This is a genomic window from Phyllobacterium sp. A18/5-2, assembly GCF_025452215.1.
Lineage (GTDB): Bacteria > Pseudomonadota > Alphaproteobacteria > Rhizobiales > Rhizobiaceae > Phyllobacterium > Phyllobacterium sophorae.
Genome location: NZ_CP104967.1, coordinates 180843 through 198829 on the forward strand (window position 1 = coordinate 180843; position 17987 = coordinate 198829).

Sequence of the window (17987 nt, forward strand, 5' to 3'; positions counted from 1 at the left end):
TTTAAATGCTTACCAAGGCTTTCGCCCGGACCATTGATTTCCTGAAATCCAGTGACTTTGCGCCAATTTTGTTTATCGTTTTGGCGCATCTCACCATGTTCTGGGGCCATTATTCGGCTCAGTATGTTTTTCCTTGGGATTTCATGAGCGCTGGTTATCACGCTGAGACAGCGGCGTGGTTTCGCGATGGAACTATATTTAATCCTCCGACATGGATGCCGTACGGAAGTATGGGGTTTCCAGCGTGGTGGTCGGTACAGTCGAGTGCATGGTATCTGCCATTGCAGATTATGTACTTCCTCGGTTTTGATTATACGTTTTTTGCAGCAGCTGCGTTCCAGTCTGCGCATGTCTTGGTAGGAGCATTGGGTACATACTATCTGGTGCGAGTCCTTGGCTACGGGCGAGCGGCATCGTGTTTGGCCGCGCTCGTTTTTCATTTCTCATCGATTTTCTTTTCTAATGCTCAACATATCGACATTATTCGAGCTGCAGCGCTCCTTCCGCTATTACTACTTTCCGCGCATCCAAAGGTTATATTGCGCAACTTTTTGATGCCCGCTTGGACGGTAATTATCGTCTTCCAGTATCTGATTGCTGGTTACCCAGGAAACATTGTAGCGGCTTTCTACACGGTCCTGATTTGTAGCGGGTTCTGGATTTTCCAATGTAATAGAGAAAATCGTTTTCGCTACGTTGCTAATCTGGCAATGGCAGGTCTGGCCGGACTACTTATGGCACAAATAAAATATCTACCTCTGATTTTGGAGGCTTATTCATCATATAAGGCCAAAACGATCACCTTCAGTATACAGACGGATCAATTCTGGACCTTTTTGTTTCGGCACGATCTACCCATATTATCCCAAGATCCGACGATGCAGAGCTTATGGTCTCCACCTGCGGCCATCTTACTCGCTTTCTTTGCAGCTCGGCCAGTTAAAAGCTTTCAATTGCCACTGACACTAATGCTCGCCGCCATTTTCTTCGGCGTTCTTGAAATTCTCTTTCCATATGCCCGATCTATAATTCCTGGACTTACCGTAAGCAGAATGCCGCATGCCGATTGGCGCCCAACGTTGCATATCAGTATGGCAATCTTCACGGGATTGCTATTTAGCAATGCCTGTCGACAGGCCAATTTGGCCTCAACGGTTTGGCTGCGATTGGCATTATCATTGAGTGTGTTATTCGTAGTTTCGATTTTCGCGCTTCGTGCTGGCTATGGGCTGCGCGATATTCATTGGGAAATTGCGATCTCGTTTGCCAGCATATGGGTGGTGGCTGCGGCACTTTTTTGGGCCGCACAGCGCTCTTATCTGGCTCGGATTACGGTTTTGTTTCCAGTCGTCGCTGCAACGATAATAGCGTCTTCCATCATGATGTATGTCGTCCGGGTGCCTCGAACCTGGATGACAGAGTGGACGGGTGCAAACGAGATCGGATATTTTGGCGAACCAATCAAGGCAATGCTTGACCGGCCAAAGCAGGATACATGGGCGCGACGTCCTGCTCGTCAAACCTACGGTACCGATAGTTACTCGCCGTCCGGACAGTTTGATTTACGGTTCAACCGTGCTTGGTACGCGCAAGAATTCGGTACTTTTGGCTATGACAACCTACGCTCCCCCGAGTTTCTTAGATTCGGGGAATTTGTTGTTGATCCCAAGGTCGGTCCATCGTTGATCGAGTTTATGCGCCATCCGAGCCAGGCAATCCTGAAAAAGCCGAGCAAGCCATTCAACTTGGATTCTGCGGCAGATTGTCCTGTCCGCGTCGAAGCATGCGCTGACGGGGTCAATGCATCGGCAGATATTCGCTCGTACGGACTAAAGCAAAACGAATTTACAGTCACATCCGCTGAACTGGTGGATCTCGTTGAAAACGAGATGTTCTATCATGGATGGATCGGTGAATTGTGCTCCGTTCAGCATAGCTGCATCCCATTGAATGCACTGAGCACTTCCCAAGGACTCAGGTATTGGCAAATTCCCCCAGGTCAGTGGACCCTCACAACTCGGTATGTCACGCCTCACTTTGTCGCGGCAAAAATCCTGTCGGGCGGAGGGTTTCTACTGATGATTCTCCATATTGTATTTGGAGCAGTGGTTGAAAAAATTGCGGGTTCGTAAACCCCGATGATCAATACAATTCGAAGAGATCGCCTGTGGTCGTTGCCAATACAACGATTGCCATCGTGGCAAGCACCATAAACGCTAGTAGAAGGATGTCTTTGGGTGGGCGTTGAGCATTCATAAAAGCGCCTCTACCAATCTTTTATAAACGTCGCAAGCGCTGAAGCCCTTCCGTCGGCGGCGGACGTGGCGTGGTGTCCACCTGACCTGCTCCCGCCAAATTAGTCCATTCTCAACTGGAATTTTCCAATAATGCCCCCGGTGACGGGCTGAGGAGAATTCGATGAAGAAGACGAAGTTCACAGAGGCGCAGATCGCCTTCATTCTGAAGCAGGCGGAAGACAGCGTTGCCGTGGCGGAAGTCTGCCGCAGGGCCGGGATTTCCGACGCAACATTCTACAACTGGCGCAAGAAATATGCGGGCCTGATGCCATCGGAGATGCGACGGTTGCGGCAGCTTGAGGAGGAGAACGCCAAGCTGAAACGGATCGTTGCGGATCTGTCGCTGGACAAGGCCATGCTGCAGGATGTTCTGCAAAAAAAGCTGTGAGGCCTGCGCGCAAGCGTCAGCTTGTCGACGAGCTGCGATCGGTGTGGAAGGTGTCGGCGCGCCGTGCGTGTTCGACGCTGAAGGTCGATCGGGCGCTCTATGTCTACAAGTCGAGACGCGGTGAGCAGGCTGACCTCAAGGCCAGGATCAAGGAGATTGCCGAGACACGGATGCGTTATGGCTATCGGCGCATTCATGTGCTGCTGCGGCGGGAGGGGTGGCCGGTGAATCCGAAGCGAGATCTATCGTCTTTACAAGGAGATAGGCCTGCAGTTGCGCAACAAGACACCGAGACGGCGGGTGAAGGCCAAGCTGCGGGAGGATCGCAGTGCGGCGGTCCGGCACAACGAGACCTGGGCGATGGACTTCGTTCACGATCAGCTTGCGACAGGCCGGAAGATCAGGATGCTGACCATCGTCGACACCTTCTCGCGCTACTCACCTGCCGTCGACGCCAGGTTCTCCTATCGCGGCGAGGACGTCGTTCAGACACTGGAACGGGTCTGCCGTGAAGCCGGCTATCCGAAGGCGATCCGTGTCGATCAGGGCTCGGAATTCATCTCCCGCGATCTCGATCTGTGGGCGTATCACAAGGGCGTCATCCTCGACTTCTCCCGCCCCGGAAAGCCGACCGACAACGCCTTCATCGAGTCCTTGAACGGCAAGTTCCGCAGCGAATGCCTGAACGCCCACTGGTTCATGAGCCTTGACGATGCCCGGCGAAAAATAGAAGATTGGCGTAAGGACTAAAACGAGGTCCGGCCTCACAGTGCCATCGGCAACAAGCCGCCGATATCGCTCATAAACGGCTCATCGGCTCGTCTGCCGGCATGAGCCTTAACCCCGGAAAATTCCAGGTCCGGCCGCGCAAAAAAGGACGGCGTGCTTTGTGGCACACCGTCTAATTTTTGAGAACTGAATTTTACGGGGCGGAATCAGGAGCTCAGCTGACCTGGAATTCAGCAAGTTAAACAACAAATGAAAATCGACTTCGTTCCGTTTTTGTGCGCTACCAGACATAAGTGAGGCCCGCTTCAAGGAGAGTAAGCGGTTACGCCATCCCATCTGGTGAGCAGCTTGATTGGTAGGTATTTGCAGCAGTTACGAGCTTGGGTGTGAGCTACTATGTCTGCTGTTAGTTCTGATGATAAAAGCTTCTATATAATCGAGGCATTGCCGGATCGCCTTGAGGGGGCACCGCTGGAATCTCGCCGACGCTGGTCCGATGGATTCAAGGCTCGGGCCGTTGCAAGATCGTTCGACCCAGATGCGAATATCTCTGCTGTCGCTCGTGATGTCCGCGTTGCTCCGTCACAACTGTTCGACTGGCGGCGCAAGGCATTGCGCGACGGCACTGTGAAGAAGGAAACGACGCCAAAATTGCGACTGTCAGAACTGATCGGACCGGGCCGCATGCATTGAGATTGCCATCGGCGATGCAGTGATCCCAGCGGGGATCGAGATTGATGAAGTTCATCTGGCTCGGATTATCCGTGCGGTGCGCTCGGCATGATCACGTCGGGAGTGAACGTATTTCTGGCAAACCACCCCGTCGACTTTCGAAGGTCCGGACAGTCTTTTGTCCTTGGTGCGCGATGCCGGCAATGATCCGTTCAATGGCTCTCTTTACGTCTTCCGCGCCAAGAGAGCGGACAGGATCAAAATTGCCTGGTGGGATGGGTCAGGGGTCTGTCTCTATTCCAAGCGGCTGGAAAAAGCGCAGTTCGTTTGGCCGAAGATCGGGCATAGTCGGGTGCAGCTCAACCACGCGCAACTCCTCGCTTTAGTCGATGGCATGGACTGGAAACGCGTTCGCTCGTTTGCGGTGAACCGGCCGGAGATTGTTGGGTAAAGTAACCGGCCGATTGTTACCGCGGAGATTTCGTCTTGACGCGGGCGATGAGTTCTTCGTCGTCGACAAAGCTGTCGAGGAAGTCGTTCCATTCTTCCGTCGATCGGCGGGCGTGAGCAAGCATTTGTCTCAACTCGTCAATCCCATCGTCAGTGAGAGCGGTGATTGCCTCGTCCGTGCCATCGTAGACGCTGATGATACTGCCGTAGGAGAGATTGTCGTCGTTGCTGACGATCGCCTGAAGGAGCTCAGGAACCTCTCCCAGCTTTTTAGCGACGTGGTTGATGGTGAAGACATAGGTGATCGTAGCCATCAGGCGGCCTCGGCGCAGGTGATGGCAACAGGTGACCAATTCCAAGGGAGTAGTTCGTCGAGGCGGTTGATCTTGTGATCGTGGATGCGGTCGAGCACATCGGCCAGATAGGCCTGTGGATCGACGCCATTCATCTTGGCCGTTTCGATGATCGTCATGGCACGTGCCAGGGTCTCCGCGCCGGTGTCGGCGCCGGCAAATAACCAATTTTTCCTTCCAATTCCAACCGGGCGCAGGGCCCGTTCAGCGGCATTATTGTCGATCGCGACACGGCCGTCCTCCAGGAACAGACAGAATGACGACCACCGGCTCAGGCCGTAACGGAAGGCTCGCGCCAGATCGCCTTTTCCTGGGATGCGGGTCAATTGCGCCTCGGCCCAGACGCGCAAGGCTTCGACTTTTGCCTTGCTGTGCTTTTGACGCGCGGCCAAGCGGATAGCGGCAGGCTGACCGGCAATGTCGCGTTCGACGTCGTAAAGCGCGCCGATACGATCGAGAGCCTCTCGCGCGATCTCGGATTTGTTCGAGGTCCAGATATCGTGGAAGTCGCGTCGCCAATGCGCCCAGCAGGCCGCTTCCCGGAAGCGGGATGTCCCGTCGGGCAAAGGTTCATAGAGCTTCCCGTAGCCTTTGTAGCCATCAGCTTGAAGGATACCGCTTGCCTGCCTGAGATGGTGATGAACGTGGTCTTCCTTCCAGTCCGGGGCGAAGTAATAGACCGCACCCGGTGGAGCGCCGCCCGCCCAGGCACGTTGATCGCGGACATACGTCCAGATCCTGCCTTTCTTCACGCCTTTGCCTAAGCCCTTATCTCGAAGAGAGCGATCGAGCACCCGGATCGGGGTGTCGTCGGCATGGAGAAGGTCGCTTCCCATAATCGCGCTCTCGATCCGCTCGATCAAAGGCTGAAGCACCTGCATGGCGCGACCGCACCAATCGACCAGCGTGCTGTCGGGAATGTCGGCGCCCATGCGGGCGAAGATCTCGTTCAGACGATAGAGTGGCAGATGGTCGTCGAACTTCCAGACCAGGATGTAAGCCAGAAGGCCAGCACCTGCCATGCTGCCCGGTATCGGACGGCTTGATGCCGGCAACTGCACCATCTTCTCGCAACAGCGGCAGGACTTCTTCAATCGAGCGACCTCGATGACCTTCATCTGCGCGGCGATCATGTCGAGGATTTCGCTTCCGTCTTCGCCAACAAGCCGCAGTTCACCACCGCAAGCGGGGCAGCAGGTACCGGGATCGAGTTCTTTGCGTTCGCGCGTTGCCTTTTCCGATACCCGCGGACGGCGGCGCATAGTCTTTTCGGGAGTGCTTGCCGCCAGGCGTAATCTGCTGCCGGGTCACATCGTGCCGGTGTGCAACCTCAGTGACCGTCGCACCGTCGAGCCCAACCGACATGACAATGCCGAGCTTCTTCTCGTCACCCCAACGCCGCCGCCGTTCCTGACCAAGAATTTCAACACGCATCCCATACCTCGCCTAAGACACGTCGCTAACGACGTCGTTAATGACGTGTCTTAGGCCATCAAGGCGCTATTCGGCAGGCGGTGCCAATCGGGTGCTTACGGGGTAAAAGCCCTGCGGCGCATTGAATCAGACACCTGAAACTGCGGGAAATTCCGCGCAAAATATGCTCTACATGAGGGCATGAAATCTCCCGATCTGCAACTCCCCGATGACGTTGATGCGCTCAAAGCCATGATCTTGGCCATGGCCGAGAAAGCCGCGCGTGCAGATGTCCTGGAGAGCGAAATTGCCGATCTGAAAGCCCGCAATGCCGACGCCGACGAGCAGATTGCGAAGTTAAAGCAGGTGCTGAAAGCGTTCGATCGGTTCCGGTATGGCCGGCGCTCGGAAAAACAGGGCAGAAGTGCCGATACGATCTCGCCGAACAGGGTGCATTCGTGTTCGAGGAAATCGAGACCGGCATTGCCGCGATCAAAGCGCTGGTGGCGAAGTGGAGAGGCGCAGAGGCTGCAAAACGTGCACCACGTCCCCGCAAAGACTTTTCACCTCATCTGGAACGCATCCATGTGGGGATCGAGCCGGAGGAGCTTCTTGAACATGCCGGCAAGAAAAAGATCCTGATCTGTGAAGATACCTGCGAGCGGCTCGACGTCATTGCAGCGAGTTCCGGGGCATTGTCACTCATCGCCCGAAATACGCCTTCAAAAATGAAGACGGCATCATCCAGGCCTTGGCCCCGACGCATATCATCGAGAGCGGCATTCCGACGGAAGCGCTGCTGGCGCAAATCGCTATCTCAAAATATGGCGATGGCTTGCCGCTCTACCGGCAGGAAGCGATCTTCTTGCGCGACCTCGATGGCTCGGTGGATGGACAAGGTCGGCTTTGAGTTGCGATCCTTGCCGACTACAATTTTGCGCAGATCAAACAGGGCGAGCGGATCATTCTGCACGTTCCCACACCCAGATTTCATTAGCATTAGGCTTTTTTCATCCAGAAGGCGCCTCCGATGGCGCGCGTACCGCTCAGAGATTGGTGTTCCAAAATGGGTGAAAGAATATTCAGCATGACGGGAGATTGCGCGATATAAGCTATCGGCATCACAATCTCATCACCTCCCGCCCCACCCAGAAGGTAGGCCATCAAGAGATATTGTTCATTATAATATCGCTTGAGCCATTCTTGCGGATAGTCTGACGGTAGAAAAATGTCGTGAATCCCATAATGGCATCCTGATTTCAACGACGGAAGAATCTCTGTGAAGAATACTGTAACATCCGAGTTTTGAAAACTTCTGTGGGAGTTGTCGATGAAGACAACATCTTCATCGCCAAGGTCTTCGAAGATTGAGAGATTGGTTTCTTGCAGACCTGATCGGATCACCTGGTCACAGATTTCGTCAATTTCTGCCCGCGGCATCGGATCGATTGATATTATCCGCGTTCTCAAATTCTGGTCGCGAATTGCCCGACGCGCATACTTTGTCGAATTACCCGAACCAACCTCAACATAAAGTCGGGGGTTTCGGCTACTTAGAAGCCCATAGATGCTAATGCCGTCTAGAGGCGGCAACCAATCATTTGCCCAAAATGGTTCCGTGCTGTCTATCGGCTCCATATTCGAGATCGAATGAAAAGATTTTTCAAAGACAACAAAAGAATTGAGCAATTTGGCGTAGATATGCTCGTTGGCTGATATCAGGGAGCGCCAAGGATTGCCTCCTTGTAACGTTTCCCAAGACCTGACTTTTGGGAGATAGGGATAGTCGGTTTCGATTAGAAAACCCTGTTCTACTCTAATTTTGAAATCGCTTTTTTCTCGTTCAAGTTCGGCCTTGATGAGCGTCGAATTGTCTAAATGCACCTGCGGGTTTCGCATTTCCTGCAAGATGCGTTCATTATTAGTTGCGGGCCCCTGGGCAATTTTCTCTTCGAGGGTCTTGACCAAACGAAGCAGTTCATCGCGCTGAAATTGCAATTCATTGCGTTGATTGTAGAGTCTCGCTATCGGGGGTATGGCCAAAGCAAGCTGATTGATTTTTTTACGCACTAGTGGGCCCTCTCTAGAATTTGGGGGACGCTATCAACTGGCACCTATTATGCAATTCGTCCAGCGCTAAATTTCGCTTGTGGCCGAGACACGATAGTGTATCCGTGATCACCGAATTAACTCTAAGTACGGTAGAAAATGCGATGCCTGTATCCATTCAGCAGCAATCAGTGTTGTACAATAGTGAATTTGACGCGATTACGAGATCTTTGGAAGGTGTGACCCGTGCTGCAGAATTGGGGGTTCTATATGGCATCACCGATTTCGTGGTCAGCTACGGGGATTCTTCACCGCATCCTTGCTTGACGGGGGGAGCAGCTAGGCATGCTATGCGAAAAATTTCCACAGATCACGATTAAGTACGAGCACTTTGGCGCCAATCTTGGATCAGCCGGGGGGCATAATAAATTAGCTGCTTCCGCAACCTCGGATTTCCTCCTGGTGCAAAATCCTGATGTCGTTCCGTCACCGCGATTGTTGGAAAATTTGATCAGCCGATTTGTAGACAAAAGCGTTGGATTGGTGGAAGCGAAACAGCTCCCGATTGAACATCCCAAGGAATACGATGAGACTACAGGAGATACATCGTGGGCAAGTACCGCCAGTGCGTTGGTACACCGAGATACGTTTGAGCGTCTCAACGGCTTCGATGATGATACTTTTTTCCTTTATTGTGACGACGTTGACTTTTCTTGGCGCGTGAGAGAGGTAGGGCTCCGCGTCGTATACCAGCCATCCGCTGTTGTATTTCACGACAAGCGCCTCACAATGGATGGCACATGGCAGACGAATGCTTCTGAGCGCTACTATTCAGCAGAGGCCGCACTTCTATTAACGTATAAATGGTCGCGACAAGATTTGACTGAGGCTGTTCTGAACGATTTTTCGACATCTGGCGATGAATTCCAGAAAAAAGCAGCGAGAGAGTTCGAACGCCGCCGGGCAGCAAATGCGTTGCCAAGTCAGAGGGATCCAGAGCATAAGATCGCGCAGTTTATCAATGGCAACTACGCAAAACATAGGTATGCCCTGTGATCACAAATCCCTTTCACGAATACAAAAATGATTACGCCTTCGACAACGTCTATGGTCACACGTTGGAGTTGCTCAAGCGAAACATAGATTCCTCACCTCCAAACGATACTACACTTCACCTCGACGTTGGCTGTGGTTATGGAAGCATCGCCGAACATATTGTCGAACAACTTGGCCGGACTTACGTTGGCGTCGACGCGAACCGCAATGGCTTATCTTCGTTGAATTCGCGAGGCTTTGAGACGCATGAGTTTCACCTTACCGACGTAGATCATAATGTCACATTCCTGCAGGGGATCATCGGCAACAGAGTTGTTGGCTCGATCACCCTATTGGATACCTTGGAACATATGCCCGACAGCGAAGCTGTGCTTGGCGCACTATACACAATAGCAAGGAAACACAATTCGCTTGTTGTTATAAGCGTACCAAACATCCAGCATCGTGATATCGGCTTTAAGCTGGCGCTCGGTCGATTGAATTATACTGAAGCAGGTTTGCTCGACCACACTCATGTTCGAATGTTTGACGAAACATTCTTATCAAATACGTTAAGACAGTCCGGATTCCATATTGTCGATCGCAATGACATTCGAATGAACCATAGCGATCAATTTTTTCCGTCGGACCACCCGGTCCTTAGAGACGCAACCACACTTCGAACGTTCCTGAAAGGTGTTCGCTCCGAAGTCAATGATCAGGACCAAGTTAACCAAATCGTAATGGCATGCTTACCGGGCGAAAAAATAAACAGAGCCGCGTTTGTTGTTCATCGGGAAACTGAGCGCCCGTTCCTGTCCATTGTAACCCGCACTCAGGGTACACGAATACACTGTCTCGTTGAATACTTTACGTGTTTGTCGGCACAAACCTGCAGAGATTTCGAAGTATTCGTTGTTGGTCATCGATTATCAGTCAAACAACAGATCGCCATCGAGCAAATCTTGGAAGATCTACCGGTTTGGTTGCGAGAAAAAACGCGTCTGCTCCGGGTGGATCATGGGAATCGCACTCACCCTCTCAATGTTGGTTTCGAGGCAGCACATGGTAGATATATCGCTATCCTCGATGATGACGACCTACCGATGGGAAATTGGGTAGAAGGATTCAAACAGATTTCTACGATGCATGATGGCCGATTGCTTCGTTGTGTATCGGTCCTGCAAAAGGTCAAAACGGTAGAGATCGGAAAAAAGCTTGCCATCAGGGCAACCGGCCCGTTTGAGAAAGTATTCGCCTCGACATTCGATTTTGTCGATCATTTCACCCGCAATCACTCCCCAAATAACACACTCGCATTTCCACGTGGTGTATTTCATGATCTGAACATGAGGTTTGACGAGGGCCTTACAACCACCGAAGACTGGGATTATATCCTGAGAGTTGCCGCAATTGTTGGCGTCGGCTCAAACCCGGACATTACGGGAATATACCAATGGTCTGAAAGCGCCAACTCCAGATCCGATCATACTGAACACGAATGGCATGTTAACAAGCTTCGTATTCAACAAAAGATGGATAACCGTCCACTCTTACTTCCATCAGGCTCCTTCTCAAGGATCATAAAATTAGTCGAGGAGCGTGATCTCTTTGGGAGTATGATCCGCCAACCGGTTGATCTTACTGAGGAGTTGCGTAACAAACTTCTCCACATTTATGCCATACTGGATTCAAGTTCTTGGAAGATCACAGCACCATTGCGACTTGCCACATTCATGTTGCGCGGTCGCCGCAGTCCGCGATTCAGTAGCTATTTGAACTATTCCATTGAACAATTAGACGACGTGATCTCGCCGATTGCACGCTTCTCGGTCTTGGCGGCTAACTGAGGGCTGGAGACGTCTGGGTAGATTTTTGCGAAAAGTCGCTTCGCGCTGATTTGATCAGCAGAGCACCTCCAAGTATGATTCATAGGGGCACCGTAAGCTATGGAGTGAAGCTCGCAACATCACAACCTGGCGGACGCTGACTGTAAGCGGTTAGCCGACAGCGTCAGGCTTGAAGTTCCAGGGCATGAGCAGCTCGATGTCTGACGTGGGCCATCGGTTTGCGATGCGGGTCAATGTCTGGGTTAGCCAGGTGAGCGGATCAACGTCGTTCATTTTGGCTGTCTGAAGGAGTGTGGCGACCGTAGCCCATGTCTGCCCTCCGCCCTCACTTCCGGCGAATAGACTGTTCTTTCGATTGCGCGTTCGACGATGTTGGAGTCGATTTCGATGCGCCCATCGGTCAGGAAGCGTTCCAGGGCTCCCCGGCGGTAATCGCATAGCGGATCGCCTGGGCGGTCCTGGATTTTCCAGAGATCCTGGAGAGCTCCTTCTCCCACAATTCAAAGAGATTGGCGACGATGGCGGAAGACTTTTCCTGACGAAGCGCTGCTCGGATTTCCGCATCCTTGCCGCGGATCTCCTCCTCAACCTTCCACAGTTCCGCCATGGCGGTGACCGAAGCAGTCGCAGCCTCGGAGACGCCGTCGACATGTAGCTCGTAAAATTTGCGGCGCAGGTGAGCCCAGCAGCCTGCCAGCCTGATGGTTTCATTGCTGCCAGATTTGGCGCGCGATTTGACCATGCTGGTATAGGCCGAGTATCCGTCAACCTGGAGGATGCCCTGGAAGCCGCTGAGATGGCGCGAGACACAATCAGCACCTCTGCTATCGTCAAATCGATAGGCAACCATCGGTGGACCGGATCCGCCGAACGGTCGGTCATCGCGTGCATAGGCCCATAACCAGGCTTTCATCGATTTGCCGGAGCCGGGAACCAGCGTTGGTAAGGTCGTTTCGTCGGCGAATATCCTCTCACCGTCCTTGATACGTTCCAGGATGTAATCCGCCAGGATCCGCAATGCGAAGCCCAGATGCCCCATCCATTGCGCCATCAATGACCGGCTGAGAACCACGTCGTCGCGCAGATAGATCGCCTCCTGGCGGTAAAGAGGAAGACCGTCGGCGTATTTCGACACGGCGATATACGCAAGCAACCGTTCCGTCGGCAGGCCACCTTCAATGATATGCGCAGGTGCCAAAGCCTGCAGTACGCCGTCACGTTCCCGGAAGGCATACTTGGGACGGCGTGTGACGATGACCCTGAACTTCGGTGGTATGACATCGAGCCGCTCGGAGCGATCCTCGCCGATCAGCCAAACCCTGGCATTCGTCCGGGATTTCCGGCTCGATGATCTCCTCGATGCGTTCCAGATGCGCAGCAAAGCCCTTGCGAGATCGTGCTGCTCGCTTTGGTCTGTCTTTGACCGACTGGTCAAGCTCGCTCTCAATGGCCGACAAACCGGTCTCCACTTCCTCGAAAGCGAAGTTTGCCTGTTCGTCGTTCATCGACAGCCGCAGCCGCTCGGAGCGCCTGCCGTGTTGGGCGCGCTGCAGAACATTCACGATAGCTGTCAGATTGGCGATCCGCTCGTCGGCGTTCTTTTGAACCGCCTGCAGCCGAGCAATTTCGGTCTCGGCCGCAGCCCGTTCCCCGGTCATTGCCATGATCATCGCTTTGAGCGCATCGACGTCATCAGGAAGGTCGGAAACGGGCAAGATCATGGGATGCAATAGAGCATAAAATCGGCCGATTTCCCAACACTGACAGCAACATGATTCATCTTGCCGCAGGCCGCAATCAGCCCGTCGAAAGCGGCCGTCTCACCTTGGTCGGGCGGATTTTCTTCCAATCCAAACCGGCCAGAAGTGCCATCAACTGGGCGTGGTCGAGACGGATGCGTGCACCCGATATTGCTGGCCAGCAGAAGCCATTTTCCTCGAGAATTTTCGAATAGAGGCAGACCCCGCTGCCATCCCAGATGCAAGCGCTGCTCGTCGCCAACCAAAAAGCTGGGAGGGATCCATTCCATGGGCACGCGCAACCGCGGAGACATTCGCGCCCGGAGCCAGCGCTTGCTCCAGAATCAGAGCCTTATCCTCATCCGCCCACGGCCTCGGGTTTCGCCGCTTCCGCACCGGTTCAGCCGTCAAAACTTCAAAGGTCCGACCCTGATTAATATCTTCGCTCATAGGACTCCCCGCATGATTCATGCAGAAAATGAGCGATATCGTGTCGCTATGCTACGTGGGGCTGCCTACGCGCTTACCGCTGACTAAAAGTTCAGCTGTCTTAATTTCGGCTGTGGCCACCAGCGCCGCCTGAGCCGGTTATTGTGATCGCAGCAAGCAAGCCGTTTTGTGCCTGGGCAAATCCACCATCTCCACCGCACCGGCATCCCAAACAGCGTCCTGCCAGACTTTATCGCCGGTGTGCATATCAGTGTAAGCGCCCTCGACAGCTTGTGTTTTGGCGACATATGCCACCGGATTGTAGTGGATATCTCCATAGCTATAGCCATCGCCGCCATTACCGGCGTTTGCGTTGCCACCATCAGAATTGCTGAGCTGGATCGTGTCAGATATTTGCGGAATAGGCATAGTATTACTCCTCCACCTTGATTTTGTCTGTGTGTCTCCCACCGGCCCGGTACCCCAGCATGTCACTGCCAGGCAAGATAACCGCACTTGAGTGCTCGCGATTTGACCTGCCAACTAGCTAGATATTCGGGGACGTTCCTTTGGGCGGGGTGTGCCTGACGGAGGGGATATAGCGCGCGAACATCCAGATGGTTACAGCCAGTCGAACAGGCGAAACCTGGGCTACGACCGAGAAAATCCGTCCCCACGATGATTCTATTGCAGAAGTGGATAGATGCTAGGTGTCCAGAAAATTGAGATTGTCGTCTACAAGGGCTGAATGAGCATTTGACAGATCGCCCTCTCCTCCAATGCCGGCCATTTGCAGGGCATGCTGATCGTAAAGTACATGGTCGATCTGTTGGGCATCGGCCGTACCGCCTGCAGGTACGGCGATATTGATTGGGTGGAAATAACCGAGGTTGACGTCGACCATACTGCCGTTCGAATATCCTGATCCGCCACCACCAGCCATGCCGCTTCCGGTGAAAATTGTGTCGGACGACGGATTGGAACCGCCGCCGTCGCCACCGATTCCCGCGATTTGGACGGCGCCCTGATCGAAAATTGCGTTATTTGTCTGGTGGGCTTCAGCCGAGCCGCCGGCAGCGCCGACGGCGATATTGATTGGCGAAAAAGACGGCCACGTTCACGTCAACCATGCTCCCGACGAATAAACCGCTGCCGCCGTGGCCTGCATGCATATCACCGGTGAAAGTGTGCCCACCTCCGGAACCATCGATCGCCGCGTTGTGAGACCCGCCTGAGCCTCCAACACCGCCGATCTGGGTGGCGCAACATGGCCGCATTATTCGTTTGATCTGAAACTGCGCTCGAACCTGGGCCTCCCGCGACAGCGGTATTGATCGGAGCAAACACCCCGACATCCGAGCTCACCATATCACCATAGAAAACCCCATTGCCGCCACTGCCAGCGTGATTGGTGGAGTCTCCGCCACCAACTGCAACGTTCCCAATTCCACCGTCGCCGCCCATACCGGCGACTTCTATCGCATGCTGGTTGATCATGGCGTTATTGCCTTGATGCGCGTTCGCCGCCGAATTGGGCCCCGCAATAGGACGGCATGAAAACCGCCATAGGATTGCTGCTGATGACGCCCATGGCGACGCCGTCGCCACCACTTCCGGCCGAATTGTGGTTTGCACTGCCTGTGACATCTAGCGGGAGCCACGTCGGCACCAGAGCCAGATGCGCTGCAGAAGAACCGGAGATTGGGTTTTGATTGGCGCTCGGATTGGGCGCGTCTTCCGATACAGGACGAGTTTCCGTCATAGCCTTCGCTCCGTTCCGGTTCGAGCGTAGGTCCTGCAAACTCACAGGGCTTACGGCCCAGTCATTCCCCTTCATTGTGCCGGTAGATGAAGAAAAAGAAGAGCCTGCAATTCGTCTACATCCATTTGGATATTACGATAGCCATTTGGGGATCATGCGCCTGAGACTTCGAAATCGCGAAAGCCGTCCCACGCTCCAGAGTTTCAGATTTATTACTCTGAAGCCAAGGCAGGCAAACTTTCGGCCGGTAACCTGTTTTCTACGCCTAAGTTATTCTTATGACTGACCATAGAACATATCGCTTTGCGAGTGTGCCCGGTTGTGTCATCGATTATCGAGGTTAGTCGCATCAATGGCGGATAATAGACGTAATGATTTTCAGTTTGGTTCGCATGTTTTGCATAGTCTGCCTATTCATCGGCGGCCTGAACAGGCAAGCCCTCGCACAAGACGATCTATTTGCTGGCCGGCGAGGTTTGGCTGGACCAGAACAGATGCCATTAGAAAATGTAACCTGTGACGGTCTGGCAGCAACGCTTGCGGGGCTTGAAGTGCCTTCAGGTGACCGCATCGATCTTTGGGCTTCCGGGCCACTTACCCTCATTCATTCCGACGAGTCGCTTTGGTATCTCGCCATCTGTTCTGATCCAGGAATTCGGGTGATGTGTGTCACTTACTCAGACAACGCAATGAAGCTTGGCGAGCGTGTGCTCGTTCGTGGTGGCATGCGAATTCTGGACGAGACGCATATCGTTCTAGATCCGTGCCTTGCTTCGCGCGATTGACGATGTGGTAAGTCGAATTCGATCGAATATCTGCTGGGTATGAACCATCTGAGATGAGCACTTCTCCACTGCGTTGAAACTGAAGTTTGGCGGATCGATCCCCATGGGGGACGCCGATAACATTTTTTGCGATGCTTTTTCAGTCCGCCTCTTTTTTACGCGAACGGCGTCATTATGTATTCGCTGAAACCAAAATAATTCCAGCGGAGGGCGCAGCAATGTCTCACCCTGACACTGCCGTTCGTGTTTTCATTGTGGAGGGCAAATTGACGATCACCGCCCTCAAGTTTCCATGTGCAAAGGACGCAATGCGCGCTGTTCGCAAATACCCCGTGCTGCAGGTGGAGATCGAAGGTGAAGGCACGATGTTACCAGAAGAGTTCATGGCCTATTGTACCGATCACGGGCTTACAAATTAGCTACACAAACAGGCTGTTTTGTTTGAAATAGGAATCAATTTGACCGGCGACCTGTCCCTAACACTATGCGGCTTGGCTATATCAACCGATTTGAAATACTTTTCCAGGCATACTTCGAGCGGGCAAACTGAGCTCGCTTTTGTGAGAACGCGATGAAACTTTACATTGCCACCATTGCCGCCATTGCCGCCGCTGGTTCGCTCATCTGCACAGCACAGGCTGACCAGAATCTGAACGAGTACCGAAAATGCTGGGCGAACGCGTCGACCACGGTGATAGATGCCAGGGGCGTTTCGGGGAGAACCCTCTCATACGCTGTCTTCGTCGCTGACTCTCAGTGCCGACCAGTCAAGATAGAGGCAATGGCGACGAACAGCCTCTCTGTCATGAATTGGGTGAGCGAACAGTTGGTGGTCAAACTCCACAACGCCCACCGGGCGGAGGAGAAGATTTTGCGGGACGTCGCATCTACAACACCGAATCGAGAATGATATTGTCTGAGCCGGTTGCAGACGTCTCAATTCTCGGACCCCAATATCCCGACGCCGAATTGCCCTTCTGCCGAAAGGGCGCGGAAACATCCCTTGCGGGTGGCACATCGATGTGGAGGTAACACCTCCCGCTCCGGTAACATCGATTATCGATTAACCAGCTCGGTAAGCCAGCAGGCGCCGGCGAAGAGACAGACCGTCACGACCACCATCAAGAAGTCTGCGGACTTACTGCGCAGGATGGCACCGGGTTGTTGATAGCAGACCATCCCGGCAACCAGCACCAGCGACAAATAGCTGCTGCACTCAAAGATTTCCTCTTTGATTTGATCTGAGACTGACCCGTGCAGCATGTCGAAAAGCGCTCCGGCCAGCAGAAGAACGCCAGCGATGTAGAACGGCCAAGCAGTTCTGCTGAAGACATACCGCACAACGTCGCTAACCAATCTCCAGCGCAAAACCAGATAAACCACGGCCACACCTGCCACCACAAGCGCCTCATGAGCCCGGAATGATTTGCTCTGCAGATAAGTCGAAATTGGCCCCGTCTTATCGATCTCCAGTTCCCGCAGGAAAAAAACGAGAGCAAGCACGGACACCCCGATGCAAAGCATCCGGTCCGCCTTCGACAGCATTGCGGCCGCTGCGAAGAACAGCGCAGCGCCACTTGCAAGGTAAACAAGCTGAACGGTCTCAATCGCACCGGACTCATCGAGCGATACAGACACATCGACAGGGTCAATCGCCAACCAAAAATACGCAGCATTTATCGCTAGGGCAAAGAAGAGGAAAAACGCAAATTTTGGCGTGAATTCAATTCTACTCACCGCACCATCCAAATATTAGCCAACCAAATAAGCTAACTGTAATGGACGACGCCTCAAATCGCAACAAGCAGGCGGCGGTAGGGAGGTCGCCGAGCACGGAAGACGGTCTCGCCGCCCTGCCAAAATCCAGTATATTATGAGCAGCTTGAAAGCACTTTGTAGTTGCACATCGGAACCGCATTGGGGGCAACGCTAACAACGCCGGTGAGCTCGGTGGCGCGGCTGCCGAAACAGCGTCCGTACTGGCTTGAGAGCGGCCAGCACATGCCTATTCCGGAAAACAGCAGCGATCGAAATTC

At 53.3% G+C, this 17987-nt stretch carries 13 protein-coding genes and 7 pseudogenes; 10 read left to right on the plus strand and 10 right to left on the minus strand.

Annotated elements, in window-relative coordinates; genetic code table 11:
- Positions 1 to 5: 5 nt before the first annotated feature.
- The 4 genes and pseudogenes from N8E89_RS19350 (at position 6) to tnpB (N8E89_RS19365) (ending at position 4537) form a co-directional block, all read left to right on the plus strand.
- Positions 6 to 2132, plus strand: coding sequence for a hypothetical protein (locus N8E89_RS19350; protein ID WP_262262839.1), 2127 nt, complete (start codon positions 6 to 8; stop codon positions 2130 to 2132).
- A 286-nt stretch (positions 2133 to 2418) separates the two neighbouring features.
- Positions 2419 to 3519: pseudogene (locus N8E89_RS19355) on the plus strand (IS3 family transposase).
- Between the two features lie 291 nt (positions 3520 to 3810).
- Complete coding sequence (locus N8E89_RS19360) at positions 3811 to 4107, plus strand: transposase (protein WP_262262840.1); 297 nt, start codon at positions 3811 to 3813, stop codon at positions 4105 to 4107.
- A gap of 166 nt (positions 4108 to 4273) precedes the next feature.
- The gene (gene tnpB / locus N8E89_RS19365; RefSeq protein WP_262263354.1) at positions 4274 to 4537 is read left to right on the plus strand and encodes an IS66 family insertion sequence element accessory protein TnpB; all 264 of its coding nucleotides are present in this window, start codon (positions 4274 to 4276) and stop codon (positions 4535 to 4537) included.
- Positions 4538 to 4553: 16 nt separating this feature from the next.
- Here the strand turns inward: tnpB (N8E89_RS19365) and N8E89_RS19370 are convergent, their stop codons facing one another.
- From N8E89_RS19370 to N8E89_RS19380, 3 genes and pseudogenes are all read right to left on the minus strand, one after another.
- A complete protein-coding gene (locus tag N8E89_RS19370; RefSeq protein ID WP_262262812.1) occupies positions 4554 to 4850 on the minus strand; it encodes a hypothetical protein in 297 nt (98 codons plus the stop codon).
- Positions 4850 to 6175 (minus strand): annotated as a pseudogene (gene tnpC / locus N8E89_RS19375) (IS66 family transposase); the annotation flags it as partial. The gene N8E89_RS19370 and the pseudogene tnpC (N8E89_RS19375), both read right to left, overlap by 1 nt.
- Entirely contained in the window at positions 6063 to 6323 is a 261-nt protein-coding gene (locus tag N8E89_RS19380; protein ID WP_315975727.1) for a transposase, read from the minus strand. The gene N8E89_RS19380 and the pseudogene tnpC (N8E89_RS19375), both read right to left, overlap by 113 nt.
- A gap of 180 nt (positions 6324 to 6503) precedes the next feature.
- Here N8E89_RS19380 and N8E89_RS19385 point away from each other — a divergent pair.
- Positions 6504 to 7266: pseudogene (locus N8E89_RS19385) on the plus strand (transposase); the annotation flags it as partial.
- Positions 7267 to 7301: 35 nt separating this feature from the next.
- Here the strand turns inward: N8E89_RS19385 and N8E89_RS19390 are convergent.
- The gene (locus N8E89_RS19390; RefSeq protein ID WP_262262841.1) at positions 7302 to 8372 is read right to left on the minus strand and encodes a class I SAM-dependent methyltransferase; all 1071 of its coding nucleotides are present in this window, start codon (positions 8370 to 8372) and stop codon (positions 7302 to 7304) included.
- A 324-nt stretch (positions 8373 to 8696) separates the two neighbouring features.
- Here N8E89_RS19390 and N8E89_RS19395 point away from each other — a divergent pair, with 324 nt between their 5' ends.
- Positions 8697 to 9407 (plus strand): glycosyltransferase family 2 protein, encoded by a 711-nt coding sequence (locus tag N8E89_RS19395; protein WP_262262842.1) that lies wholly within the window; start codon positions 8697 to 8699, stop codon positions 9405 to 9407.
- Positions 9404 to 11236: a methyltransferase domain-containing protein gene (locus tag N8E89_RS19400; RefSeq protein ID WP_262262843.1), complete on the plus strand. Its 1833-nt coding sequence runs from the start codon at positions 9404 to 9406 to the stop codon at positions 11234 to 11236. Before N8E89_RS19395 ends, N8E89_RS19400 begins: the two co-directional genes overlap by 4 nt.
- 150 nt (positions 11237 to 11386) lie before the next feature.
- On the opposite strand, the pseudogene tnpC (N8E89_RS19405) reads toward N8E89_RS19400, so the two are convergent.
- From tnpC (N8E89_RS19405) to N8E89_RS19420, 5 genes and pseudogenes are all read right to left on the minus strand, one after another.
- Positions 11387 to 12957 (minus strand): annotated as a pseudogene (gene tnpC / locus N8E89_RS19405) (IS66 family transposase).
- Between the two features lie 76 nt (positions 12958 to 13033).
- A complete protein-coding gene (gene tnpB, locus N8E89_RS29405) occupies positions 13034 to 13237 on the minus strand; it encodes an IS66 family insertion sequence element accessory protein TnpB (protein WP_410010431.1) in 204 nt (67 codons plus the stop codon).
- A gap of 11 nt (positions 13238 to 13248) precedes the next feature.
- Positions 13249 to 13446 (minus strand): annotated as a pseudogene (locus N8E89_RS29410) (transposase); the annotation flags it as partial.
- 82 nt (positions 13447 to 13528) lie between these two features.
- A pseudogene (locus N8E89_RS19415) lies at positions 13529 to 13833 on the minus strand (PE-PGRS family protein); the annotation flags it as partial.
- Positions 13834 to 14110: 277 nt separating this feature from the next.
- Positions 14111 to 15166 (minus strand): annotated as a pseudogene (locus tag N8E89_RS19420) (hypothetical protein).
- 494 nt (positions 15167 to 15660) lie between these two features.
- Between N8E89_RS19420 and N8E89_RS19425 the strand changes: the two are divergent.
- The 3 genes from N8E89_RS19425 (at position 15661) to N8E89_RS19435 (ending at position 16861) form a co-directional block, all read left to right on the plus strand.
- Positions 15661 to 15951 carry a hypothetical protein gene (locus N8E89_RS19425; protein WP_262262846.1) on the plus strand — a complete coding sequence of 97 codons (291 nt, stop codon included), beginning with the start codon at positions 15661 to 15663 and terminating at the stop codon, positions 15949 to 15951.
- Between the two features lie 218 nt (positions 15952 to 16169).
- Positions 16170 to 16370, plus strand: a complete 201-nt coding sequence (locus N8E89_RS19430) for a hypothetical protein (RefSeq protein ID WP_262262847.1) — start codon at positions 16170 to 16172, stop codon at positions 16368 to 16370.
- A 152-nt stretch (positions 16371 to 16522) separates the two neighbouring features.
- A complete protein-coding gene (locus tag N8E89_RS19435) occupies positions 16523 to 16861 on the plus strand; it encodes a hypothetical protein (protein ID WP_262262848.1) in 339 nt (112 codons plus the stop codon).
- 146 nt (positions 16862 to 17007) lie between these two features.
- Here N8E89_RS19435 and N8E89_RS19440 read toward each other — a convergent pair whose 3' ends face one another.
- Positions 17008 to 17700 carry a hypothetical protein gene (locus N8E89_RS19440; RefSeq protein WP_262262849.1) on the minus strand — a complete coding sequence of 231 codons (693 nt, stop codon included), beginning with the start codon at positions 17698 to 17700 and terminating at the stop codon, positions 17008 to 17010.
- Positions 17701 to 17987 lie beyond the last annotated feature (287 nt).